The following is a 25,295-nucleotide window of genomic DNA, read 5'->3' on the forward strand; positions in this document are numbered from 1 at the left end:
ACGGTAACCTTTACTCCTCGAGCTCGTAAGCGCCATCGGCGTTATGAACCTCTCGACCCGTCACCGGTGGATTGAAGACACAAGCCAGTTCCAGCTCGGTTTCGGCGGTAAGAATGTGTTCATCGTGCTTGTCGAGGGCATAGACGGTGCCCGGCGCAATCTCATAGACCACATTGTCATCCAGGGTTTTAATGTTGCCCTTGCCCCGGACGCAATAGACCGACTCCAGGTGATTCACATAGTGCATGCGGAATGATTTACCCGCATAGATGGTGGTCATGTGAAACGAAAAGCCCATGCCGTCGTCCTTTAGCAGCAAGCGCGTGCTTTCCCAGTTGCCCTTGGGATCAACCACGCGACGATCGGTGGCCTGTGCTTCCTTCAAATGTCGAACGATCATTGTTTTGCTCCTCCCTGCTGGCTACCCGGTTACGCCGCGTCGGCCTTGCTATCGCCGGCATCGGACTCGGTGATGGCCATATCGGCGCACGCCTCGGCAAACGAAGCCTCGAGGATGTCGAGGCCGCGACGCAAGTTGGCATCGCTGATCGTCAACGGACACAAGGTTTTGACCACCTCGTCGTCGGCACCACTGGTCTCAATGATCAGACCGCGCTCGAAGGCGGCCTTACAGATCGCACCGGCGCGGTCGCCCGAATCGCAGGCCAAACCGCGCATCATGCCGCGGCCACGCAACTCAAATTGACCGCCGGCATACTTTTTGTTGATGGCGTCGAAGCGCTGGCGGATGTACTCGCCTTTTTTCTGGATCGACTGCTCGAACGCGTCGTCGGTCCAGTAGTGCTCGATAGCCGCACGCGCGGTGACAAAGGCAAGGTTATTGCCGCGGAAGGTCCCGTTATGTTCACCGGGCTTCCATTGGTCAAGCTCAGGCGCGAGCAAGGTGATCGCGAAAGGAAGGCCATAGCCCGAGAGGGACTTTGACAGCGTCACAATGTCGGGCTTGATGCCGGCGGCTTCAAAGCTGAAGAACTGACCGGTTCGACCGCATCCGGCCTGAATGTCGTCAAGAATGAGAAGTACCTCGTGGCGCTTGCAGACTTCGCTCAGGTTGCGCAGCCAGTCGAGGCTGGCCGCGTTAATGCCACCCTCGCCCTGTACCGCTTCGACCAGCACCGCCGCGGGGTAATCGATGCCACTGCTGCCATCGCTCAATACTTTGTCGAGGTACTCGGTGGTATCGATGCCCTCACCGAGGTAGCCATCAAACGGCATAAAGGTCACGCCACCGAGGGTGGTGCCTGCTGCACCACGATGATGGGAATTACCCGTAGTGGCGAGCGCCCCCATACTGACGCCGTGGAAACCATTGGTGAAGCTGATGACATTTTCACGGCCGGTCACTTTGCGGGCGATCTTCAGCGCTGCTTCAACACAGTTGGTGCCGGTGGGTCCGGTGAACTGGACCACGTAATCGAGGTCGCGCGGCTCAAGAATATGCTTCTGCAGGGCCTCGAGGAATTCCGCCTTGGCACGGGTATGCATATCGAGGCCATGGGTGATGCCATCGTCTTCGATATAGCGAAGCAGCGCGTCCTTGAAGCGGGGGTTGTTGTGCCCGTAGTTGAGGGTTCCGGCCCCGCCGAGGAAATCCAGATAGGTCTTGCCCTCGCGGTCGTATATCAATTCACCCTGCGCGCGGTCAAAAATGACCGGAAACGCTCGTGAATAGCTGCGTACTTCTGATTCCATTTCCTTGAAAATACCCATAGTGACTCTCCTGTCTTGGGACTGATAAATAAGTGCTTGCGGGATGTGGTGAGACTGTTTTAGGGTGCGGTCGCCGTCAAAGGCCCTATACGCGCCAGGAACTCGGTGTCGTGAGCGCCCTCGAAATGCCGGTCGCGATCAAAGAACACGCTTCGGTGCAACTCGGCACCCGCATTGTCTGCCAGACGACCAAACATGGCCCACGACGCATGATTATCGTCGGTGACCGTCGTCTCCATGTACTCGACGCCGTGGGGCTGCAGCCGCTTAACGAGCGCTTCCAACATGCGCACCCCCAGACCGTGACCGCGGGCGTCCGTATGCACCGCCACCTGCCACACGAACAGTGTGTTGGGGCGCTCGGGTATCAGATGCCCGGTTATCGCCCCCAGCAGGCGCCCATCGCCGCTCTGCGCCACCACGGACGAACCTGCGAAATGACTGCATTGAATCAGATTGCAGTACGTCGAATTCGTATCCAGGGGCGGGCAGGCCGCAATAAGCCTGTGAAGCGCCGCACCGTCTTCTGCGGTGGGCTGCCTAAATTCAATGTCTAGACTGGCGGTACCAGACGACAAAATAGTTTGTCTCCAAATTATTTCGGTTGCGCATAATAGCGAATTAACAAAAAAAATCAACTGTGCTTGTTACTTCAACGAGTCAATTTTGGTTCAAAAATACGCAATATTCGTGCTTATAGCAGCAAAATTTCGGATGACGGTCTATAAACTACCTTCAAAGTGAATTATTCGCCCAAAAACTACTTTTATCGGTGATTTCGAGGTATCAGTAATCGCGGAAGGTCTGGTCGCAGGCGTGGATAGCGAACGGGAGCAGCGTCAACCCGGCCCTCGGATAAAAAACGTGGTTTTGCGGTGCTGGCCGAAGTATCAGCCCTCGAGGTACTCAGCAAGCTTCGCTGCAGCGCTATCGCCAAACAGCAATCGAGCCGCGCCCCGCAACGTGCTTTCCTTGCGCAGGGAACGGCCCGGGACCACCAGCGCGATCTTTGAGCGCCGGCGCAGAAAATCATCGAAATGCACGATCATTTCTCGACGGGACATGAGTTCCAATTCGGCATGGGTGTATTCGGCCTCGGGGATGACCAGTTTCGCCTTGTCAGGATGCTCACCAATGGTATCGAGCAGTTCATTGGCGTAATTCCCGTAGCGGCGCCAAAACCGGAGCGAAAGCGGCTCGGAAACCCCATCTTCCGTGAGTTCATCCAGCGCCAGGTGCTGCGCTCGCTCGAGGAATCGCCGCCGGTCGGTGGCGTCAGGCTCGCCGTACCAACGCTGCTCCGGCGACCGGGTGATAACACCCAGCTGCGACACCGCGGCCACGAGCTCCTCACCCACATTCAGGCAGTCGGTCAGTTTGCCGCCAAATATACTGATAAAGTGGCGATCGTCGTCGATCTCGAGCTGATGCTTCCGGGAAAGCTGAACCCAGTCACGGCTCGTGTCGGCACCCGCAATGGCCAGCGGCCTAACACCCACACGCTCGGCGATGATGTCGTCACGAGTCAGCGGCTCGGGCAGCTCCAGCAACGCGTTGGCATTGGCCAGGACAAAATCCCGATCCTCATTGCTTACCGATACCTCGGCCCGCGCCACTTGGGTATCGGTAGTACCAATGCAGGTCTTGGGCCCCATCGGGATGACGAAAAACAATCGCCCATCACTGGCGAAGAAAGTCAGTACTTTTGCCAGCGGCGTCACTCGATCGACGATTAGATGAACGCCTTTTGACAATAAATGATGATGCTCGGTGTCGACCCCGACCGTTGCGTTGAGCCTATCCACATTGGGGCCCGTGGCATTGATGACCACTTTGGCGGTGAGCTGCAAATCCCGGTTCGCCTCGCAATCCCGAAGCGAGACTTGCCAGTGTTGCTGGTCACTGGAGAACTCCAGTGCGGTGACCTCGGTATAGTTGGCCGCAGTAGCACCGGCATCCATGGCCCTGCGAATGAAATTGAATACAAAGCGGGAATCATTGTCGAACAGATAGCAATCCGAGTACTCCAGACCGCCGACGACCTCGCTCGCATTAATCACCGGGGCCTCAGCGATAATGGTTTTGCGCCGGAGAAATCGCGGGGCCGACATACGGCAATTGCCCATCAACCAGTAGAGCAGGGCGCCCAGCCAAACCAGCACCGACCACATCCTGAAACCGCGCTGGATGCTGGTGAAAAACCGGATTTCCCGTACCGTAGAGGGAAACGCGTCCATCAGCCGGTTACGGGAGAGACAGAGCTTTCGCACCAGCCTCCATTCACCGGACTCAAGATACTTTATTCCCCCCCAGGCCAGATTACTGGAGTGGGAGCTGACGCCACTGGCAAAATCAGCGCGATCAACCAGCGCCACTTGGACACCGTGTCCCGCGAGGGCTGCAGCAGCCACCGCTCCGTTAATACCCCCGCCGACGACCAGTACGTCTACCGATCCACCTGCGAGGCGTGACAGCATGGCATCGCGTTCGCTTGTCATTACCCCCTCCTTCGGACCAACAGTTTAGCTTAACGAGATGGGCTCTAATCGCATCCGCGACGTGTAGAATAGCGCCATGCTGACCATAACCAATGAAAAGTACCGCGGTCTCCAGTACCCCTGGGGCTACAATCTGCATCCGGAAGAGGGCGCGCCTTTCGAGGTTGCCGATGGTATCTGGTGGGTTCGGCTACCCATGCCAATGGAGCTAGATCACATCAATATCTGGCTGCTGGAGGACGAGGACGGCTGGACGGTGGTTGACACCTGTCTCGATACACCCGAAGCCCGGGAACACTGGGAGAATCTGTTTTCAGGTGTAATGGGGGGCAGGCCGATCAAGCGTGTGATCTGTACCCACATGCACCCGGACCATGTGGGCCTGGCGGGTTGGTTATGTGATCGGTTCGATTGCCCACTGCTTATGACCCGGGAGGAATACCTGACCTGCTGGAATCTGATCAGCTACACTGGCCAGGAGGCTCCCGCAACCGCGGTCAACTTTTACCGCGGTGCCGGTTTCGACGATGCTGCCCTGAATGACTATCGGCGCCGTTTTGGCGGCTTCGGCAAAATGATTGGCTCGCTACCCCACAGCTATCAACGTATTGTTGACCGCGAAACACTGACGATTGGCGGTCGTTACTGGCAGGTGATCGTAGGCTCCGGCCACTCACCGGAACACGCCTGTCTCTACTGTCCCGCATTAAAGCTATTGATCTCCGGCGACCAGATCCTGCCGCGTATCACCTCCAACGTATCGGTGTTTCCCACCGAGCCCGAGGGTAATCCCCTGAGCGAATGGATGGCCTCTTGTCGCCGGCTGACCGATTTACTGCCCGATGATCTGTTGGTGCTCCCCTCGCATCAGTCACCTTTTAAAGGTCTGCATATCCGGCTGAGTCAACTGATTGCTTTCCACCGCACGAGTTTGCAGTCACTGTACGAACTGCTCGAGGAACCCAGCCGGGCGGTTGACTGTTTCGAGTGCCTGTTCGGTCGGGCGTTGCCAGACAGCGTCAACGTCATGGCAGCGGGGGAGGCACTGGCCCACCTCAATCTGCTGCTGCATCGAGGCAACATCAGCAAGCACACCGACGAAGACGGTGTGCACTGGTATCGACAAATTCCCGAGTCCCGGATCATAAGCAGCGAAACTGATGACAAAGCTCCTCAAGCGACTTGAAGCCAGGATTGTCAGGCTGTATTACCGGCACACCAACGAAAGAGCGTGGCGTGGCCATATCAACCCTGCGATTAACACCAGCACGCTTGTAATACCGGCAGATCCAGCGCCGATCACCGCTCGCATGTACCACGGCTCTGCGGACAAACCTCTGATTGTGTTCTTTCATGGCGGCGGTTGGGTAATCGGTGATCTGGATACTCACCACCCCTACTGCGCCCGGCTGAGCCACACTACCGGGTGCACGGTGATGTCCATCGACTACCGTCTTGCACCCGAACACCCCTGGCCCGCAGCACACGACGATTGCTACGCGGCGACCCGATGGATCATCGACAACCTGAACAAGCTGGCACCCAATAACGGTCGCCTCGTTCTCGCCGGTGACAGCGCCGGCGGCAATCTTGCCGGAAGTACCGCCATTCGTATTGGAAGAGACCCCAGGCTCGCCGGTAACCTCCTGATTTATCCGGCCTGCGAGCACTACTCGGCGGGACTGCCTTCCTACAGGGAACACGCACGGAGCCGCCCACTGACGGCGCCCGTAATGCGCTGGTTCGTCGATATGTACCTGGCGGGCACCGCACCCGCCGACCCGTCACTCGATACACTGTTCTTCGGCAAGCGCCGCGACTGGCGAGGGTTTGCACCCACGCTGATTATTACAGCAGAGCGGGACCCCATCCGCGATGACGGTAAACGGCTGGCACAATCCCTACGCCAGTCCGGCGTGGCAATAAGCAGCCATCACTACAGCGATGAAGCCCATGGTTTTGCGGTTTCGGAGGGCCCAACCGAGGCTTTCCAACGCGCTCTTCAACAAGTCACTGACTGGCTGGATACCCTGACCAACTCCAGCTCAGCATCATCTATTCAACGGACACCCTTGGATAATCAGCAATACGGAGTCAGCCCTTGAACACAGCAACACAACGCACCTTTGCCCATATTGAGGATGACCAATCGGTGTCACTGCATACCGATGCGATTCCAACGCCCTCAAACGGCGAAGTACTCATCGAAGTCGCCTTCGCCGGTATCAATCGGGCCGACTTGTTGCAGCGCAAAGGACTTTATCCGGCACCCGCCGATGCCTCTCCCGTCATGGGCCTTGAAGTCTCGGGAATTGTGTTGGCAACAGGTGATGATGTCGACCCACTCAAAGTAGGCGATAAAGTCTGTGCACTCACCCACGGTGGTGGCTACGCCAGTCACTGTATAGCCCGTGCCGATCATTGCATTTCAGTACCCGAAAATCTGAGCCTCGAGCAGGCCGCCGCACTACCAGAGGCCTTGCTTACTGTTTGGTCCAACGTGTTTGTCCGCGCCGGCTTTAGCGCGGGTGAACGACTGCTGATGAGCGGCGGCACCAGTGGCATTGGCACACTGGGTATTCAGATGGCCGTCGCCATGGGCGGCGAGGTGGTCAGCATCGCCGGCAGCGATGAAAAATGCGAAATGCTGCGTCAGTTGGGCTGTAAAGCGGTGATCAATTACCGCGACCAGGACCTGCGAGAAGCCTTCGATGAGGCGGGCTACAGCGGCAAGATTGACGTGGTACTCGACATGGTCGGCGGTGACTTCACGTCAACCTGCTTTGACCTCGCCGCCGTGGACGGTCGCATTGTTTGTATCGGCATCATGGGCGGTGTCAAAAGCCAGATCAATCTGGCGACACTGTTTATGAAGCGCTTGACACTGACGGGCAGCACGCTTCGTCGATTATCGACGGAGGACAAGACCCAGGCGTTCATCGATATTCGAACGCATATTGTGCCCTTGATTGCGGAGGGCCGGATCCAACCGGTCATCCACGCAACCTACCCACTCGCGGCGGCGCTGGAGGCACAGGAGGCGATGCAAACGGGTACGCACACCGGCAAGCTCCTGCTCGACTGTCAGATTGACCTGGCCTGACGAGATGGTCATGGCCTATGGGTATTGAGCGCGCAACTCCGGGCGGTTTAGTCACCCTGCTACTGACAGTGAGCCTGCTCTCCTGTGGTGGCGGTGGCGGTGGCGGTGGCGGTGGCGAAAATAACAGTGCCAGTCCCCCAGCCCCCAATCAGTGCCAACTCGTACTGCTCGCCGCCGAGGGCGTCGCCATCGAGTCGGAAAGTGCCCAATTCAACTGCGCTGCCGGCCAACGTTGTGAGTTCACCATTACCGTGGACGGGTTCAGCGAGAATTTCAGCGCCACCACGGCGTCAGGCTACCAATTCGCCGGCTGGGGCACTGGTGATCGAAACCTGTGTCCCAACCAGACCGGCACCTGCAATGTCACCGCTGGCGACCTGGCCACGCCGCTTTGTGTTACCACTGCGGCAAGCGACGGCGAGGCGACACTCGAAGCGCTCGCAACCCTCAACAAAAACGCCTTTAGTGTTTCGGGGCAGCTCTCGGTGCTCGCCGGATCGGTGATCGACGACGACACCAACAATCGCGACAATGGGCTGGGAGACAACAACACGCTGTCCGGTGCCCAGAGTCTCGGTAATCCAGCAACCATCGGTGGCTATCTCAACGCACCGGGAGAAGGACCCTCCGGGCAGTTGGCCGCTACGGGCGATCTCGATGATTTCTTTCGCATTGAGGCCTTCGCCGGCCAATCGGCCACCCTGATCATCGCTGATTTCGACACCGCCGACATCGACCTGTACCTCTACAACGAGCAGGGCGAGATCATCGACTTCTCCGTCGACACGGGCGAGATCGAACAAGTGGCATTCCCGGCCAATGGCGTCTATTTTCTGAACCCTTTTCTGTTCGCCGGAGCGTCCAGTTATAACCTTGTGGTCGGTAATGCCAATATCGGATCGCGATCACGGGTGGTGCCGGGTGAAATCATCGCCCAATTCTCGGGTGAAGGCGTACTCAAGACTGATGAAGCCGCATCGCGCCGACGCTCAGCATTGCAACGTTTCGGGTTGCGCCAGCGCGGCGGTGGTCTGGGCCGCGAGCGCCTGCTGGCAGGCGATAAGGCATTCGGCCCAGGCTCTTCGCAGGATGTACGGGTAACTGAAATACACAACGCCCTATCCCACGATAAGGCGCTGAAAGACCAATGGGGCACCTGGCTTTTGGCCAAACGACTCGGGGGATATCCCGGCGTTGCCGGCGCCACCCCCAATCGGGTGGTCAAGGCATTCAGCACCCCCAACGATGAGTTTTTAGGGCTGCAGTGGCACTACCCGTTGATCAAACTCGCCAGCGCCTGGGACATCACAGCGGGTGACCCGGGGGTGATTGTTGCGGTCCTGGACAGCGGTGTCATCGCTCACCCAGAACTCGACGGCAGGCTGGTGTCCGGTTACGACTTCATCAGCGATAGCATAGCCGCGGGAGACGGTGACGGCATTGATCCCGATCCCACCGACGAGGGGCGGGTGATTGACGAGGAAACAGGAGCCCCCGTTGCTGACCCGGGTGGCGCCTCCTACCACGGCACTCACGTCGCGGGCACCGTAGTGGCGAGGGGCAACAATAGCCTGGGAATCGCGGGTGTTGCCTATAATGCGCGAGTCATGCCCCTGCGCGCCCTGAGCGATGATGGCGGTACCACTTACGATGTGCTGCAGGCCGTTCGTTTCGCTGCAGGTCTGGAAAATGATTCGGGAATATTACCGGCACAGCCGGCCGCGATCATCAACCTGAGCCTGGGCGGGAGCGGATTCTCCAACACGGAACAGGCTCTTTTTTCGAGGGTGGCCGAACAGGGTGTTCTGGTGGTCGCCGCCAGCGGTAATGACGGCAACTCGCAGGTGGATTTTCCCGCCGGCTACTATGATGTCATCGCAGTGGGTGCTGTGGATTTGCAGGGCCGTGCAACCGACTACTCCAATCAGGGTCCCGCCCTTGATCTGACAGCCCCCGGCGGCGACCTGCAGTCCGACCTGAATGGTGACGGGTATCCCGATGGCGTCTTGAGCCTCGGCGTCAGCGAGGGCCAGCCCGCCTACGTGTTCGCCGCGGGTACTTCAATGGCGGCGCCCCACGTCGCGGGTGTATTGGCGCTGATGCGATCGGTCAATCCCGATCTTTCCGGCAGCGATATTGTCGCCCTGTTGAACCAGGGGCAACTCAGCGACGATACGGGGGAACCCGGTCGAGATGATACCTACGGCTGGGGGGTGATTAACGCGCAGAAGGCGGTAGACGCGGCCCTCGAAAGCCTCGGCAGCACCGTCGAGCGTACACCCCTATTGACGGTCTCAACCGGCTCGCTCAATTTCGGCGCTGTTCGGAGCGAACTGGAGCTGGTAGTCAGTAATGCGGGCGGCGGGTCGCTCGATGTCACTGAGGTCGTCGCTAACCAGCCGTGGGTGACTCCACGCGGCGGAGCTACCGATGCCAATGGGCTGGGAGTGTGGCGCATTGGGGTCAACCGACAGTCCCTGGCCGATGGTACCTATCGCGCCACGGTGACTTTCCGGTCGAGCAGCGGCAATCGAAACGTCGATATCACCATGCAAGTCGACAGCGATTCGACCGGAGATATTGGTACGGTTTATGTGCTGGTTTATGATCCGCTTACCAACGAGGCCGTTGCAGAAACGAGGGCGCGACCGGAGGTTGATTACCAGTACCAGCTTGCCGAGCTGCCCGAAGGCCTTTACGAAATCTGGGCGGGCACCGACAACGACAACGATTTTGAGATTTGTGATGCTGGCGATACCTGTGGCGCCTTTCGAACCATCGATTCGCCAGTATTGCTCGAGGTCGATACCGATCGCGAGTCGATCGACTTTTCCAGCGACTTCATTATCGACCTGCGTTCCGTCACTGCGTCGAGTAGCAAGAGTAGCAAAGACAACTCTGAATTCAGGGTTAAATCGAGGATAACACCGTGAAATCCAGTGCCATTGGTCTGATGTTCCTACTCTTGCTGTCCTGCGCTGATGACGGCGGCGCGCCGGCGATGGCGTCGGCGCCACCCGCAACCGAGGAATCTGCGGTTGCCCTCGAAATCGAGAATCTTGAAGCCGAAGGCTTAACAGAAGTGGAGCCGAAACCCGCATCTTCTGGACAACCGACGGCACTCGAACTGACCACCGTGCGCACCGGTGATATCGATACACTGGTAGAAGCGAGGGTAATCCGGGTCCTTACTGTATACGGGCCCGGGCGCTACTACCTCGACGACGGCCCCCAGGGAACCGTCGTTGAAATTGCCAAGCGTCTGGAAAAGGTTGTCAACGAGGCCTATGACACCGGACTCCTCAAGGTCTACGTGGTGCCCATACCCGTCTCCCGAGCCCAGCTGTTCAGTGCGTTGATCGAGGGCAGGGGTGATATTGTGATTGCCGGTACAACCATTACCGAGGCGCGCAATGCCAGGGTCGATTTCACGATTCCAGCGAGCAAGCCCATCAGCGAAATACTGGTTACTGGGCCGAGTGCGCCTATCATCGAAAAACTGGACGATCTCGCAGGTAAAACGCTCTTCCTGCGCCCGTCCTCGAGCTACCACAGCAGCGCCCTGCGATTGAGTCGTAAACTCGTCGAACGTGGACTCGAACCGATCGCTATAGAGCCCCTGTCAGAACTGCTGGAAGATGAAGACGTGATTGAAATGGTCAACGCCGGGCTGTTGCCATGGACCATTGTGGACGACTATAAGCCGTTGATGTGGAAGGGTGTTTTTGATGATATTGCCGTCCGCAACGATCTGGTCTTTCGCGAGGGCGCCCGCCTCGGGTGGGCACTGCGCCAGAACAGCCCCGAACTGCAGCGCTTTCTGAACACGTTCCTGGAGGACAATCGGCAGGGAACCCTGTTCGGCAATATTCTTTATAACCGCTATGTCCGGGATTTCGATTGGGCGGAAAACGCCCTTAGGGACGAAGAGCTCGCGCGCTATCTCGAACTCGCGGATCATTTTCAGCGTCACGGTGGACAATACGGTATCGACCCCAACCTGCTCGCTGCTCAGGGTTTTCAGGAGTCAAAGTTGCGACAGGAGGCCCGGAGTCATGCCGGTGCGATTGGCGTCATGCAACTGCTCAAAAGCACCGCCCGCGACAAAAACGTCAATATTCCCAATATCGAACAGGTAGATCCCAATATTGAAGCCGGTGCCAAATATATGGCGTTCCTCAGGGAGCGCTACTTCAGTGGCGAGAAAATCGATCCGCTCGACAGCTCGTTGCTGGCACTGGCCGCCTATAACGCAGGTCCCGCTAAAGTCCGACGGATGCGTCGTATCGCGGAGGAGCGCGGCTATGATCCCAATCGCTGGTTCGATAATGTCGAAGTCATTGCCGCCGAAATCATTGGTAGGGAAACCGTGCAGTATGTTGCCAATATCTACAAATACTACGTAGCCTACGTGATGATCGAGCGCCAGAATGCGCTCAAGGAATCCGCCAGAGAATCGGCGGGGATCACGAATTGAATCCATCCGGCTGGACGACCCGCAGCGCGGCTTTTGTTCGTAGTGCGGCTTTTGTTCGTAGCTCGGCTTTGGCTCTTAGAGAGCCCCGGGAGTAGAGGAATAATGTTGAATTACAGGCCTGTACAGCAAGCACTCGGTGTCTCGGCGCTAATGGTGGCGCTCATGCTCCCTTGCCACGTGGGTGCGGCCGAGAAGGTGTCCGTTTCCCTGCTTGAATCCGGGCTCGATAAACCCTGGTCCATCGCGGAGCTACCCAATGGTGATCTGCTCATTACCGAAAAGCCGGGAAGGCTGCTGCGCCGGACCACCGAGGGCCTGTTAAGCCCGATCAAAGGCGTCCCCGAGGTGTACTTTGCCGCGCAAGGCGGATTATTCGAAGTGTTATTGCACCCGGATTTCGTGAATAACCGATGGCTGTACATGACCTACGCCGGCGGGGACGAAGACGCTAATCGAACCACGGTTATTCGCGCGCGACTGGGCGAGGATCGACTCGATAACATCGAGACCCTGCTGGAGGTCGACCGGGATAAGGAGGGCGCCTATCATTTCGGCGGAAAGCTGGCGTTTCTGCGCGATGGGTCTCTGCTGGTCACCGTCGGCGAAGGCTACGATTATCTCCAGGAGGCGCAGGCCCTCGATAGCGAATTGGGCAAGGTGCTGCGGATCAATGCCGACGGGAGCCTACCCGCGGATAATCCGTTTCCCGATCATGCACCGCGGGTTTACAGCTACGGTCACCGCAATCCCCAGGGTCTTCTGCGGGTCAAGGGTACCGACACCGTTTGGTTGATTGAGCACGGCCCCATGGGAGGCGACGAGCTGAACCTGCTGCAGCCCGGTATCAACTATGGCTGGCCAGCCATTACCTACGGGCTCGACTATTCCGGTGAAATCATAAGCCCCTACACCGAAGCCGAGGGAATGGAGCAACCTGTTGAGTATTGGGTGCCCAGTATTGCCCCTTCGGGACTCGCCCGGGTCGAAGGCCCGCTATTCCCGGAATGGACAGGGGATTTACTCACGGGGGCCCTGAAAGACCGGAAGCTGTACCGGCTTGATCTCGAGGAGGGCAAGGTGGTGGGCCAGAGCGAGCCGTTTCCCGAGATCGTTGGCCGGGTTCGCGATATTCGCATCGCCGGTGACGGATCGGTGCTGGTAATTACCGATGAGGGCGAACTCTACCGGATCGGACAGCAGACCTACCACTAATCGACGGGGTACCGAAGTGCCCCTGTACGTGGGGGGCTAGCGGGTGAAAAATCTAATCCCCACCCAACGCCGGCGAATCGCTCAGGCCCCGGTCACCGGAATAAGCGAACGATTTTCCTCACACCATTCCAGCCGGCCCACATCGGCTGCCTGACGTCGCACACCCGGGTTGGGGCTCAGGTAAAAAAGGTCGCCGTTAGCGCCGGTCAGTGCGAGCCGGGCCCCGGCAGCGCGGGCGATGCGAGCGTTCGCCACCATGTGCTCGCGCTCGCCGTGTACAGGCACCACCAAATGCGGTGACAGCAGTGTAAACAAATCCTTGAGTTCATCCTCGCACGGGTGCCCCGACGCGTGGAGTACGCGGGGCGCGGCATCGGCCTGGACGACGCTGATGCCACGAGCCGTTAAGCCCTCAACCAATCGGTTAACCGCCATCTCGTTACCGGGAATCGTGGTCGAACTCAGAATCACCGTGTCACCCGCAGCGAGCGAGAGATGGGGATGGGAATCCATCATCAGTCGATGCAGCGCGGCACCGACCTCACCCTGGCTTCCGGTGGCCAGGGCCAAAACCTCACGCTCGGGGAGATAGCCGAGGTGCTCAGCGGCGATAGGCTGCAGTCGTGGGTCGAGCAAGTGGCTGGCGCGGGCGCATCGGAACATCGTATGCAGCGACCGTCCGAGTAGGCCGACGCGCCGCTGGGTGGCGTGTGCCAGTCGCAATACCGACTGCATACGCGCCACATTGCTGGCGAAGCAGGCGATAACGACCCGGCCCTGCAGCGGTGCGACCGTCTCCAGCAGCCCGTCTGCCACCGCGCGTTCCGTGGGGGAGCGCCCGGGCTTCAGGGCGTTGGTGGAATCGCAGATAACCGCATCGACGCCCCGTTCGGCAAAACACCTGAACGGAGCCTCTCGAAAGGGCGCGCCCACGACAGGGTCGGTATCGAGCTTCCAATCGGCCGTATGCAGGATACGGCACGTCGGGGTCGTAATGCCCAGTGCGCAGGTCTCGGGGGTCGAATGGGTAATCGGCATCCACTCGACGCTGAATGGGCCTATCTGATGCGTATCTCCAGGACGGACCTCGATCAGGGCCCCAGTGATGTCGGTATCGCCGCGACTGCGATTCTTTTCACGCAGGACCGAGGCTGTAAAGGGCGTTGCATAAATGGGACAGCGCAACTCTCGCCAGAGATAGGGCACAGCGCCCAGATGGTCCTCGTGGGCGTGAGTAAGCACCAGGCCGGCGAGGCGCTGGCGACGGCTGGCAATAAACCGCGGATCGGGCATTTGTATAGAAGGACGAAGCGCCGCAGATCCCTCGGGACGCTCGAAGGTAATGCCGCAATCCACCATCAGCCACGACCCGGCATGGCCAAACAGATTGAGGTTCATGCCAATCTCGCCGCACCCACCAAGGGGCACAAACCAGTGATCACCCTCGCCCGGCGTCATGACAAATTCAGCGCTTTACCAGGAGTAGCCCACCCGGAATTTATAGACCTGGTCCAGATTCTCAGCACCATCGGCGGCGCCGCCATCGTAATCCAGTGTTATCTCGGCAGCACCCTCGAGTCCAAAAACCAACGGGAACGCCAGGCCCAATGTCGTATTGAGGATTAGCTGTTGTGCATCCTCAACATCGATAATACCGACGTGAGTCAGGTAAATACGCGACTCGCCACCCAGAATGTTGCTCTCTCCGGTCAGGTTCCAGTTGAAGCCGGTATACGCGTAATCTTCAGACTCCCCGTCGACCTCGATATCAAAATCGGTGTCGACGTACATCAAACCGATTTCACCATCGAGCTTAAGATTATCGCGCCGGAAGAGTTTGCGACCTATATAAGGACCTACATAGGTGCGCAGGTTGATGTTGGCGAGTGAGTCTGCCTCAACGTTCAGATTGGCACCGATGTAATTATCGGGATCGGAAAGGAAATAGTCGTATTTGGTAGTAACGCGCCAGTTGTCCGCGGTATCCCGCCACTCTCCGGTCGCATTACCGTCGGCATCAGTGCCGGTTTGCACCCACGACTCATCCTGCTCAATTTTGCCGCGCAGTGTGTAGCGGTCGCGCAAGCTCTCCATGGTGGTATCAAACGCAATATCGATCTCATTAGTCTCGGTGTTACCGCGATTCGCCGCTAATGCCGCACTGGTGCTACCCAGCCAGTGGTAGCCATTGCCGGTCTCCCAGGCCTCGGGATTAAGCACGTCCAGATCGGCAAGGGCCACCGACTCCTGTTCTGATAAGGTGAGTTCACCGTCGCGGACTTCGATACTCTCGAGGCTGATCACACGATCATCGTCGAGCAATAGCTCAGCCGATTGTGCACTCCAGAGGTTTTTGATCAGCGAGGTATCGATTTCAAGCGCATCATTAAAGCTGGTTTTGAGCACCACTACCCCTGCGTTGACGTCGGTCACCTGACCGTAAATCACCGACCCATCGACCAGCACCACCCGCTCAGGCCGGTCATCCCCTGCGACCAGATCCGATACCGACTGCCCCCAAACAACGTTGGCCTGTCCAACACAAACCAACACCGCCAGAAAGGAAAGCACCCTGCAGCGCCAAAGCGCCGAAACCGCTATCATATTCATCAAACACTCCGTCAAAAGCCAGAAATTTCGAGGCCGCGACTTTACGTGAATCGAGCCAGCAATTGAACGGCTGACTCCTTCTTTGTCTAACATTTACTTTTTGGAAATCGAATGACCACAGCGGCTAAGAACGACTTTGACTACGATCTTTTTGTCATCGGCGCCGGTTCAGGCGGGGTCAGGGCCGCGCGAATGTCCGCCTCGCTTGGCGCTCGCGTCGCCGTCGCCGAAGATCTCTACCTGGGAGGTACCTGTGTCAACGTAGGCTGCGTACCGAAGAAGCTGTACGTCTATGCCAGCGAGTTCGGCAAGGGCTTTAAAGACGCGCGCGGGTTCGGTTGGCAAAGTGAACGGCCCGCCTTCGACTGGCCCACCCTGAGAGACAACAAAGTCACAGAGATCTCACGACTCAACGCCATTTACGATAATTTGCTGACCTCTCCCGGGGTCAAGATCGTCCGTGGACGGGGAACAGTGATTGACCCGCACACGGTTGACGTTGACGGTAAGCGCTTTACCGCCGAAAAGATTCTGCTGGCCACCGGGACCTGGCCGTACAAGCCCGAATTTCCCGGCGCTGACTTGTCGATCACGTCGAACGAAGTGTTCGATCTGGAGCAGTTCCCCGAACGAATGCTGATTATCGGTGGGGGCTACATTGCCACGGAATTTGCAGGCATTTTCAATGGCCTTGGAGCCGAAGTGATTCAGCTTTACCGGAGCGCTCTCTTTATGCGCGGCTTCGATGACGACGTACGCGAATTTACCGCTTCGGAGGTGCGAAAAACGGGTGTCGATTTACGCTTCAATACCAATGTGACCGCCATCGAAAAAACCGGTGACAAGTACACGGTCACCTTAACAGATGGCTCCTCAGAGGTCGTCGATACGGTCTTATGCGCGGTGGGGCGTCGTCCCAACATCGACGGGCTCGGGCTCGAGAACACAGCGGTAACCCTTAAAGACAATGGATTTATCAAGGTCGACGGGGATTTCCAAACCGATGAGCCGTCTATCTACGCCCTCGGGGATATCACCGATGGGCCTCAGCTGACGCCGCTTGCGCTGGCCGAAGGCATGGCCTTTTCTTACAACCAGTTCGGGGGTGAAGCACGCTCTGTGGGGTATGAGTACATCCCCACTGCCGTTTTTTGCCAACCCAATATCGGCACTGTCGGCTATACCGAAACCGAAGCCCGGGACAAATTCGGTGAACTCGATATTTATAAGTCCGAATTCAAACCGATGAAGCACACGCTGAGTGGTCGTGATGAACGGTCAATGATGAAATTGATCGTCGAAAAAGCCAGTGATCGCGTCGTCGGGCTGCATATGGTGGGACCCGATGCCGGCGAGATCGTCCAGGGTATGGCGATCGCAATAAAAATGGGGGCCACCAAGGCGGACTTTGACAGCACCATCGGCATTCACCCCACAGCCGCTGAAGAATTTGTCACCATGCGCACGCCGGTGGGCTAACCCCATTGGATGCGGCGCCATTGGTGCTGGAAGCCTGGCATATCGCGGCACTTGTGGGTGCCGGATGTATTGGCGGCTTCATCAATGTGATGGCAGGCGGCGGTTCCATCATCACCGTGCCCGTGATGATTTTCCTCGGGGTGCCGGGCCCGATTGCCAATGGCACCAATCGGATTGCAATCCTGGCCCAGAACATCACCGCCGTAAGCACGTTTTTTCGCTCCGGGGTTTCCCACTTCCGACTGAGTCTGTCGCTCGCAGCGTGCGCAATCCCGGGGGCCGTTGCCGGGGCGCTCGTCGGTGCAACCCTTAACCCTGAGGTGTTTAACACGGTGCTGGCCGTGGTGATGGTTGCCGTATTGATATTGATGCAGACCGGCGGCGCAAAAGCCGTCACTGCGGAGAGCACCCCACCCAAAAACCTGCTCTATGGTCATTTGCTTATGATCGCCGCCGGGTTCTGGGGTGGATTCATCCAGATTGGTATGGGTTTTATCCTGATGCCCATCCTGAACCGGGTGATGGGCCTGGATCTGGTCACTACCAATGTGCACAAAGTCTTCATCGTCGGGCTCTACACGCTGGCTGCATTGCTGGTATTTGCCACCACCAGCGAGATAATGTGGCTGGTGGGTGGCATACTGGCAGTGGGAAATTCGCTTGGCGGCTACCTCGGTGCGAAAATGACGCTCAAGCGCGGCGACGTATTGATCAAGCGGGTGTTGCTCGTTGCAATAACGGCGATGATCATCAAATTATTGTTTTTCACGTAAACGCATTGGAGACACAGGCCCATGACTAGTGCACTTCGTTTCTTCACCCTGATCGTCGTGGGTTTCATCGTTACCGCCTGCAACAGCGTTCAGGTGGAGCGCGCCAACAACCAGGAATTCAGCGCTGCCGGTTACCAAACCTATGGCTGGAAGTTCAAGGCGATTGAAAATACCTACGGCTCCGATGACCCGTTTTACGTCGTTGGCCCGCAGCTACAACGCTCCGTCGATGCGGTAATGGCGGACAAGGGTTACCGGCTGGTCAAAGAGAATCCGGACTTCATCATCAACTTTGATTTTCAGTCTTCGATGGCGGATGGCAAGCTCACTACAGGCACGAGTAATATCGATCCGGCACCGCAGGCCGTGATCAACCGCGGTGCCGATCAGGCGACCGTTGATAATTCCTATGCGCTCAGCCAGGCGCGAGAACTCAACACCCTCAATCTCCTGTTTGAAGATGGCAAAAACTTACATACGGTCTGGAGCGCATCAATGAGCCAAATCGTTGAAAACGTCAATCACCGCAATGTCGAAAAAATACGCAACACACTCGACAGCGCCGTGCAGCGGACTCTGCGACTGCTCCCGGATGCCCCGAAGTAATCAGGCGTCGTAAGCCTCGGGGTTTACGCAATAGGGTAGAGGCTCCCCAGCCAGCCCCGCGCGCAAATTAATTACTGCTCGATCGAGCATTGCCTGGCGGGTTGCCGCGGTTGCACTGCCCAGGTGGGGCACCAACACCGTATTCGGCGTGGTTAACAGCGGGCTGTTCGCAGGAAGCGGCTCTTCCGCAAAGACATCGAGGCCCGCTTTCAGTCGACCGGCCTGCAGGACATCCACCAGCGCCGGCTCATCGATCAAGCCCCCTCGCGCTGTATTAATCAGGATCGCGCCGGGCTTCATAAGCGCCAGTTCCCGAGCGCCAATCAGGTTCCGGGTTTCGGGAACCAGCGCCGTGTGTAATGACGTGATATCGGCGCCAGACAACACCTCGTCCATGGACATCAGTTCAACTCCGGGGATTTCGCGGGGCGTCCGGGTCCAGCCAATAACCCGGGCACCAAAGGCCAATGCCCGCTTCGCCACGGCCTGACCGATGGGTCCAAGACCAATCAATCCCACCGTTGAACGACTGAGATCGGTACCGAGAAAAAACCCGGTAGACCACGCATTGGTCCACTCGCCCTTGCGTACGAATTGATCCGCTTCAGGCAGCCGCCGGGTAACCGCGAGCATCAATCCCAGCGCCAGATCGGCGGTGCTGTCGACCAATACGCCAGGGGTATTACCCACGGGCACGGCCGCCGCCGTCGCGGCATCGAGATCGATATGATCCACACCGACAGAGACGCTCGAGACCACCTTTAACTGGGGTGCACGGGAGAAGAGCCCGGCGGTCACGGGCGTATTCAGGGTGCAAAGCATGCCATCGGCGGACTGCAGCCATTCGTCCGGAATCACACCTGTCGCCGGATCGCAGGTCAGCAACTCACAAAAATCTGACAATTGGGAACTGACCGACTCCGGCGGAGCCATGGTGGCAATCACTTTCGGTAACATAGGACGCTCCCGCATCTTATTTTGGGCAAGAGGACGACGGTAATGTCCACGGAGTTACAACTCAATACCCGGCTTGATAAAGCCCTGCGCATAGACACCGCTGCGATGGAGTGGGAAGCCAGCCCCGCATCGGGGGTCTGGCGCAAACGCCTCTATCGCGCAGGCCCCCAGGAGTCGGGCCGCGTCACATCCGTAGTCCGTTATGACCCTGGCGCACGCTTTCATTCTCACCCCCATCCCGAGGGCGAGGAGATTCTCGTGCTTGAGGGTGTGTTCTCCGATGAACGCGGCGACTGGACAAAAGGTAGCTTTCTCCTCAATCCCGAAGGATTCGAGCATGCCCCCTTTAGCGAGGGAGGATGTGAGCTGCTGGTTCGGCTACGCCAGTACCCGGGGGAGTCACGCCTGCAGTGCGGCATTACCCCTGAAGACTATCGCTGGCAGGGGTCGCCTGGCGACGTCCAGACCATGCCGCTCTATCATCAGGAGCCGTACCGGGACACCCAGCGTTTAGAACACTGGCCCGAAGGTTGGAGGGGCTCGCTGGTCTTTGCTGATGGCGCTGAAGTATTCGTAATTGAGGGTGCTATCGCCGTGGACGGCACTGAGCTGCGCGATCGCGGCTGGCTGCGGCTGCCGCCCGGCCGGTACCCGGCGACCGCGCTCAACAGCGCCCAGCTCTATATTAAGGAGGGGGGCCGGCTTTACCTCTGAGCCAGTCTTTCAATCACCACTGCCGTCAGCGCTGCCAGGAGATGGCTTTTGCACCGGCTCACTATCGCGCATACCAAAGCGGGCAAAGCGCTTGGCGTCCGTCACTGCCCAGTAAAGAATCAGCAAAATGGGAACCAGAACCGCTAGCCAGCCAACGGGGAAACCACCCACACTCAGCACAAACCCGGTCACCAACGGTCCCAGAACTCGCCCAACGGCGGCGCCGGACGCCGTAATACCCATCATCTGACCCCGCTCCTCCGTGCTCACGAGCAAGCTGGTCACCGTGTTCAAAATCGGGACGCACACCGTCGAACCACTGAAGGCCAAAAAACCTGCGGTGACTATCAGCCACTCCTCATCAGCGAATACCGCCGCCAGCACAGAGCCTGCAAACACCACCATTCCGACTTTCAGTACCGGAAGCACGCCGAAGCGCGTGGTCAGTGGCCCGATCAGAACACCCTGCACGAGCACCATGGCAATACCGACCACGCCGTAAAATACGCCCACCTCCCGGGGTCCCCAATCGAGCATCGCCGCTGACCACAGGGGATACAGGTAGAGAGCGCCAGTGACGGCAGCGGTGTGCAAAATATACTGGGCGACCAACAGCTGACTGCGATCGCGCGCCAGAAGTTGAACGCTCGAAAGTACCTTGATTGCTGGCGTGTCCTCACCGTCTCTCTTGCCCGAATCATTACGCGGCTCCCGCGGAATCAGAAAGCTGCCGAGAATAACTGCCAGAAGCGATGAAAATCCGGCAAACAGACAGGGAACCCTAAAATCACCTTGCTCCCCCGCCAGTACCCCCCCCACAACCGGTCCCAGTATCAACCCCAGGCCAAAAGCGGTTCCAATCAGCCCCATGGCCCGCGCGCGCCGGTGCGGCGGGCTTAAGTCAGCCATCAATGCAGTCGCCACCGGCAAATTACCCGAACACACGCCGGCGAATGCCCGCGCTAAGTACACCATCCACAGTTCATCTGCGAATCCCAGCATGGCGTAGGCCAGGGCTCCGCCGGTCAGGCAGATCATCAGCACGGGCTTGCGACCGATCCGATCGGAGAGTCGCCCCCATAACGGAGTGACCAGCGCACCACATAAACTGAACACAACAATAATCGCTGCGATATCCACCGCATTGCCGCCGAGCTTCGGTGCGAGGAACGGGAGGATGGGAATAATGATGCCAAAACCGATAAGGTCGATGACCACCACCACAAATACCAGCCACAGCGCCAGACTCGATTCGCCGCCGCCCGTCTTCACGATTCGGTCCAGCGGCGGGTCCCTTCAACGTCGATTCCGAATAGATCCAGTACCCTGCCGACACTCTGGGTCACCATCGCGTCGACGGAGTCAGGTTGAGTGTAAAAAGCGGGTACGGGGGGCGCGATGACAGCGCCCATTTCTGTCGCCGCAACCATGTTTCGCAGATGGCCCAGATGCAGTGGTGTCTCACGGACCATCAGCACCAGACGTCTCCGCTCCTTCAAGGCCACATCCGCCGCGCGGGTCAGCAGGCTTGACGTATTGCCGGAAACAATTTCCCCCAGGGTCCTGATCGAGCAGGGTGCAATCATCATGCCCATACCCGAAAAAGAACCCGAGGCGATCGACGCGCCCACATTGCGTACGGGGTGGTATTCGTCCGCCATTTCGCGGATCTCCGCCGGTTTCAGATCGAGCTCATAATGCACCGTCAGCTCAGCTGACTTTGACATCACCAGATGAACCTCAATGGGCAGCGGCGCCAGCAATTGCAGCGCGCGGACCCCGTAGATCACGCCCGATGCGCCGCTAATCCCTATGACTATCCGATCCATTGTTTCCCTCCGTCAGGCGACAAGGGTAGCAGGATCGACGACGCATCGGATGCGACTGGCTTCTAGAACGTCAGGCGCACGCCCGCCTCGATACTTTCTCCCGGCTGCGGCGCGTAGTTACGCAAAAAAGAGGTGCTCAGACGAATCTCTTCATCGGTAATGTTTTTCAGTTTGAGGAAGGCAAACAGCTCACTGTCGCGGGACAGCTGAACGCGGTAATCGATACCGGCGTCCCAGCGGCTATAACCGTCCGTCTCGGGTTCAAAATCACCCGGATTATCCTGATCACTGGCGTTGAGAACGCGAACATAGGCCCCCATTACCTCGTCACGCCACGATAGTTCACTACCTACACGCATCGGTGGAAGACGCGGTACATCGCCCGCACGATCAAATTCACCGGTAATCATGTCACCAAAAATGCCTATTTCGATCCTGCCATCACCAATGCGGCCAAGTTCAAAGCTGGACTCAAACTCCACACCGTAAAAGTCAGCATCGTCCTGCTCATAGAGATAGACCGGGGTCTCATCGATATCCTCTCCTGAATTCAGTAGGAAAATGTAATCACTGAACGTGTTGTAGAAGACCGTCAACTCGGCGAAGGACCGCTCGTTATGCCAACTCAGTGACACGTCCGCGTTAATCGACACTTCGGTGTCAAGATCGGTGTTACCAATTTCGATGATCCCGGTTGCCGCATGGGTCACCAGCGCTTCGCCCGTATTATTCAAGTTCGAGAAAAGCTCCTCAGTTGAAGGCGCGCGTTCGGACCGCGCCAGCGATATGCCCAGATTCCAGTCGGGGGCTATCGAGTACAACGCCGTCCCCGACAGGCTGAAACTGGTGAAGTCTTCACTCGATCCTGTGGAAGGATCGCGCTCTACGGCATCAACACGCCCGCCCGCCTCGAACAACCAGTCGTCGGTATGAAAATCCTGAACATAAAATACGCCCCACTCCGATGACTCGGTCTCGGGTACATAGGCCTCTTCACCCACGGCCTCAAAGTCATCAATACGCCACTGAAGGCCCAAAACACCGTGGTCAGCGCCTTCGCGCACCAGTTCAAGCCGTCCCTCGTAGGTCTCTCGATTAAATCGGGTGCCCACTTCAACACCCTCCAGTTCCACATGCTGGTAATCGGTGTAGGTCAGAAAACCGCGCATCACGTCCACCAGACCGGGCATCAAGTTATGCATATGCAGCTGGGCGTCATAGCGCTCCTGCTTCATATCGATACGAATAGTCTCTTCCTCCTCGTCGTCCACATCCCCAACATGTTCTTCGCCGTCGTGCTCCTCCTGGTTCCCGTCATGCTCCTCTTCATGGCCATGCTCGTGGGCACCGGGGGGAATCCCGTAGTTGGTCTCAAAACGGTTGTAAGCCAGACCAAAAAAGTCGCGCTCACCAAAATGATAGGCCCCGCCCAGGGTAAGTACGTCGGCATCACCATCCGTGTTGGCAATAAAACCATCGGAGTTGTCAAACTCTTCTTCCTCGTGATCGTGATCCTCCCCATGGCCTTCTTCATGCTCGCCACCCAGGAGTTCCTCCTGCATCTCGACCGCTGACTCGTCAATGGCCAGGCCCGGAACGTCGAGGTCTTCAAAGTCGCGGAAGGTCCCGCTCACGTGAAAGGCAAAGTCGCCTGTGCCTCCCTCCAGCTTCAGCACGCCGGTATTCATTCCAGGCGCATCATCGTAGCGGTACTCGACAGCTCCGTTCAGCCCATCGATCCGTTTACCTGGGATCCGGTTATCCAGAGTGTTGATGACGCCGCCAATGGCACCACCACCGTAAAGCAGTGTCGACGGGCCACGCAGCACTTCAACCGACTCCGCCAGCATAGGCTCTATACCCACGGCATGATCGGGACTGAGGCTGGAGACATCCGCGGCGGCAATACCGTTGGTTAGATTGATGGTTCGCGGACCCGATTGCCCGCGAATAACCGGTCGGCCTACCCCAGGACCGAAAGATGAGTTGGAGATGCCCGGTTTATCACCCAGGGTTTCACCTAATGTGCCGGAGACCAGACGCCGAAGTTCGTCGCCGCTCAATACAGTGACGGGCAGGGCGGTCTCCGCCGCTTTTTTATGAAGAGGCACGGAGACAAGCACGTGCTCCATCGGGGTGTTGGTGGTGCTGTCATCCGCCGCTGCGGGCAGGGTCACGGCAGCTGCCACAAGGCAGCCGCAAAAAATATCGCGTTTCATTGCTGGATTCCTGAATTGATCTGAATGGGGTGGTGCTGATTCGGATTCAGGAAAAGAGAGGCGGGCCTCGGGAAGGAGGAACAAGAACCGCGTTCCTGGCAACTTGCAAAAGCGGCCGGGATACAACGGCGAGCCACAGGCCCTCGGGGTGACTAAGCGACGGCGTGTCGGTGGCAATAGCCTTGGCGCCGGAGTGACAACTCTCGCAAACCAACTGATCGTCGACAGCGTGATCGTGCTGTGTCGCCGCCACCTGGACCGTCAGAAGCGCAACCACGAGTGCCGCCAGGCACCATCGAGCCTGGGTTAATTTCATGGGCGGTGTGAACAGGCGCATGACTATCGGGTCATCCGGTGTAAAACGATTGCGGAATCGTAGCATAACTAAAATGCCATCAGAGGACGAGTCAGCCCCAGGTAAGAGGAACAATGTCCCTTGGAGTTGAGGATATTTTAAGCGGCGGATACCGCCGCGACCCCATAGGAACTGCGACAGGATGCACAGAAGACGCGGTCGGCGATCGAGGAGCAAACGCAACGCATCAAGGAACTGGCCGCGGAGCATCGACCGGCGGAGGAAAGCGCTCTGCAGCGCTTACAGCAGAAGCGGGAGTGGGTTGAGCAGTGTTTCGAGAACTCGCCTAGAGCTCTGACTCCCGTTCAAAGTCCAATGCAGCGCGTTGTCGAAGTTCATAACTACGCTGCCCGCGCATTCGATCCGCCTGTTTCAGGCGCTGCTGGAGCCGCCGACCGCGGTAATGCCGCACCAGGTGGTCAAATTTTTCAGGGTCGAGCTCACCGGCAACCAATGACTCAATAAGCGCAATATCGATGCCAAGGCGGTAAGCAATTCGTGCGGGGCGTATACGGTAAGCGTGGAACTCTGCCACCAGCTCGATCTGCCGACCGAGCGGCAGATCGCATTCACAGGAGTAACCCAGCGGGGGACTTGGTGTTCGCTCATCGTTGCACATGACGCAGGGATAGCAGACTTTTGACCCTTTCGCCAAGCACTGGACCAAACTGCGATAGTGCGCAACGCCAAAGCAATGCAATACTGCAAGCCCTGACAGCGAAGGAGAGCAAA

The 25,295-nt window shown here is 58.0% G+C and carries 22 protein-coding genes; 10 read left to right on the top strand and 12 right to left on the bottom strand.

From position 1 onward, the window contains the following. Window positions 1–10: 10 nt before the first annotated feature. The 4 genes from NOR51B_RS03915 to NOR51B_RS03930 all read right to left on the bottom strand — a co-directional run bounded on the left by NOR51B_RS03915 (window position 11) and on the right by NOR51B_RS03930 (window position 4,229). A complete protein-coding gene (locus NOR51B_RS03915; protein WP_009020913.1) occupies window positions 11–400 on the bottom strand; it encodes an ectoine synthase in 390 nt (129 codons plus the stop codon). Between the two features lie 29 nt (window positions 401–429). Beyond that, a complete protein-coding gene (ectB, locus tag NOR51B_RS03920) occupies window positions 430–1,731 on the bottom strand; it encodes a diaminobutyrate--2-oxoglutarate transaminase (RefSeq protein WP_009019881.1) in 1,302 nt (433 codons plus the stop codon). Between the two features lie 59 nt (window positions 1,732–1,790). After that, a complete protein-coding gene (gene ectA, locus NOR51B_RS03925) occupies window positions 1,791–2,309 on the bottom strand; it encodes a diaminobutyrate acetyltransferase (RefSeq protein WP_230198397.1) in 519 nt (172 codons plus the stop codon). 312 nt (window positions 2,310–2,621) lie between these two features. Beyond that, the gene (locus NOR51B_RS03930; protein ID WP_009020212.1) at window positions 2,622–4,229 is read right to left on the bottom strand and encodes a glycerol-3-phosphate dehydrogenase/oxidase; all 1,608 of its coding nucleotides are present in this window, start codon (window positions 4,227–4,229) and stop codon (window positions 2,622–2,624) included. A 76-nt stretch (window positions 4,230–4,305) separates the two neighbouring features. Here NOR51B_RS03930 and NOR51B_RS03935 point away from each other — a divergent pair, with 76 nt between their 5' ends. From NOR51B_RS03935 to NOR51B_RS03960, 6 genes are all read left to right on the top strand, one after another. Next, window positions 4,306–5,415, top strand: coding sequence for an MBL fold metallo-hydrolase (locus NOR51B_RS03935; protein ID WP_009019486.1), 1,110 nt, complete (start codon window positions 4,306–4,308; stop codon window positions 5,413–5,415). Beyond that, window positions 5,390–6,334 carry an alpha/beta hydrolase gene (locus NOR51B_RS03940; protein ID WP_009019504.1) on the top strand — a complete coding sequence of 315 codons (945 nt, stop codon included), beginning with the start codon at window positions 5,390–5,392 and terminating at the stop codon, window positions 6,332–6,334. The genes NOR51B_RS03935 and NOR51B_RS03940 overlap by 26 nt, the downstream gene beginning before the upstream one ends. Next, a complete protein-coding gene (locus NOR51B_RS03945) occupies window positions 6,331–7,332 on the top strand; it encodes an NAD(P)H-quinone oxidoreductase (protein WP_009021723.1) in 1,002 nt (333 codons plus the stop codon). Before NOR51B_RS03940 ends, NOR51B_RS03945 begins: the two co-directional genes overlap by 4 nt. 17 nt (window positions 7,333–7,349) lie before the next feature. Next, window positions 7,350–10,265, top strand: a complete 2,916-nt coding sequence (locus tag NOR51B_RS03950) for a S8 family serine peptidase (protein WP_009021614.1) — start codon at window positions 7,350–7,352, stop codon at window positions 10,263–10,265. After that, window positions 10,262–11,809, top strand: coding sequence for an MltF family protein (locus tag NOR51B_RS03955; RefSeq protein WP_009020404.1), 1,548 nt, complete (start codon window positions 10,262–10,264; stop codon window positions 11,807–11,809). The genes NOR51B_RS03950 and NOR51B_RS03955 overlap by 4 nt, the downstream gene beginning before the upstream one ends. A gap of 102 nt (window positions 11,810–11,911) precedes the next feature. Further along, the gene (locus NOR51B_RS03960; RefSeq protein ID WP_009019297.1) at window positions 11,912–13,021 is read left to right on the top strand and encodes a PQQ-dependent sugar dehydrogenase; all 1,110 of its coding nucleotides are present in this window, start codon (window positions 11,912–11,914) and stop codon (window positions 13,019–13,021) included. Between the two features lie 81 nt (window positions 13,022–13,102). On the opposite strand, the gene NOR51B_RS03965 is transcribed toward NOR51B_RS03960, so the two are convergent. Together NOR51B_RS03965 and NOR51B_RS03970 are read right to left on the bottom strand one after the other, a co-directional pair. Further along, window positions 13,103–14,479, bottom strand: coding sequence for a ribonuclease J (locus tag NOR51B_RS03965; RefSeq protein ID WP_009021240.1), 1,377 nt, complete (start codon window positions 14,477–14,479; stop codon window positions 13,103–13,105). A 15-nt stretch (window positions 14,480–14,494) separates the two neighbouring features. Further along, window positions 14,495–15,631 (bottom strand): DUF481 domain-containing protein, encoded by a 1,137-nt coding sequence (locus NOR51B_RS03970; RefSeq protein ID WP_009020149.1) that lies wholly within the window; start codon window positions 15,629–15,631, stop codon window positions 14,495–14,497. A gap of 111 nt (window positions 15,632–15,742) precedes the next feature. Between NOR51B_RS03970 and gor the strand changes: the two genes are divergently transcribed. The 3 genes from gor to NOR51B_RS03985 are packed head-to-tail and all read left to right on the top strand — an operon-like array spanning window position 15,743 to window position 18,489. Continuing rightward, complete coding sequence (gene gor, locus NOR51B_RS03975; RefSeq protein WP_009021103.1) at window positions 15,743–17,110, top strand: glutathione-disulfide reductase; 1,368 nt, start codon at window positions 15,743–15,745, stop codon at window positions 17,108–17,110. A 5-nt stretch (window positions 17,111–17,115) separates the two neighbouring features. Then, on the top strand, window positions 17,116–17,883 hold the full coding sequence (locus NOR51B_RS03980; protein ID WP_009019124.1) for a sulfite exporter TauE/SafE family protein: 768 nt from the start codon (window positions 17,116–17,118) through the stop codon (window positions 17,881–17,883). Between the two features lie 21 nt (window positions 17,884–17,904). After that, the gene (locus tag NOR51B_RS03985; protein WP_040481740.1) at window positions 17,905–18,489 is read left to right on the top strand and encodes a DUF4136 domain-containing protein; all 585 of its coding nucleotides are present in this window, start codon (window positions 17,905–17,907) and stop codon (window positions 18,487–18,489) included. On the opposite strand, the gene NOR51B_RS03990 is transcribed toward NOR51B_RS03985, so the two are convergent. After that, window positions 18,490–19,446, bottom strand: coding sequence for a 2-hydroxyacid dehydrogenase (locus tag NOR51B_RS03990; protein WP_009019938.1), 957 nt, complete (start codon window positions 19,444–19,446; stop codon window positions 18,490–18,492). Window positions 19,447–19,488: 42 nt separating this feature from the next. On the opposite strand from NOR51B_RS03990, the gene NOR51B_RS14820 reads away from it, so the two are divergent. After that, window positions 19,489–20,160 carry a cupin domain-containing protein gene (locus NOR51B_RS14820; protein ID WP_009020573.1) on the top strand — a complete coding sequence of 224 codons (672 nt, stop codon included), beginning with the start codon at window positions 19,489–19,491 and terminating at the stop codon, window positions 20,158–20,160. Window positions 20,161–20,169: 9 nt separating this feature from the next. Here NOR51B_RS14820 and NOR51B_RS04000 read toward each other — a convergent pair whose 3' ends face one another. From NOR51B_RS04000 to NOR51B_RS04020, 5 genes are all read right to left on the bottom strand, one after another. Continuing rightward, window positions 20,170–21,432, bottom strand: coding sequence for an MFS transporter (locus NOR51B_RS04000; protein WP_009018857.1), 1,263 nt, complete (start codon window positions 21,430–21,432; stop codon window positions 20,170–20,172). After that, window positions 21,429–21,989 carry a UbiX family flavin prenyltransferase gene (locus NOR51B_RS04005; RefSeq protein ID WP_009020834.1) on the bottom strand — a complete coding sequence of 187 codons (561 nt, stop codon included), beginning with the start codon at window positions 21,987–21,989 and terminating at the stop codon, window positions 21,429–21,431. The genes NOR51B_RS04000 and NOR51B_RS04005 overlap by 4 nt, the downstream gene beginning before the upstream one ends. A 62-nt stretch (window positions 21,990–22,051) precedes the next feature. Continuing rightward, window positions 22,052–24,208 (bottom strand): TonB-dependent receptor, encoded by a 2,157-nt coding sequence (locus NOR51B_RS04010; RefSeq protein ID WP_009020702.1) that lies wholly within the window; start codon window positions 24,206–24,208, stop codon window positions 22,052–22,054. A gap of 46 nt (window positions 24,209–24,254) precedes the next feature. Continuing rightward, window positions 24,255–24,590 (bottom strand): hypothetical protein, encoded by a 336-nt coding sequence (locus tag NOR51B_RS15355; protein ID WP_154647594.1) that lies wholly within the window; start codon window positions 24,588–24,590, stop codon window positions 24,255–24,257. Between the two features lie 259 nt (window positions 24,591–24,849). Beyond that, window positions 24,850–25,218, bottom strand: a complete 369-nt coding sequence (locus NOR51B_RS04020; protein WP_230198398.1) for a hypothetical protein — start codon at window positions 25,216–25,218, stop codon at window positions 24,850–24,852. Window positions 25,219–25,295: the final 77 nt, after the last annotated feature.

Origin of the sequence: Luminiphilus syltensis NOR5-1B (genome assembly GCF_000158175.1) — a bacterium.
GTDB classification, from domain to species: Bacteria; Pseudomonadota; Gammaproteobacteria; order Pseudomonadales; family Halieaceae; genus Luminiphilus; species Luminiphilus syltensis.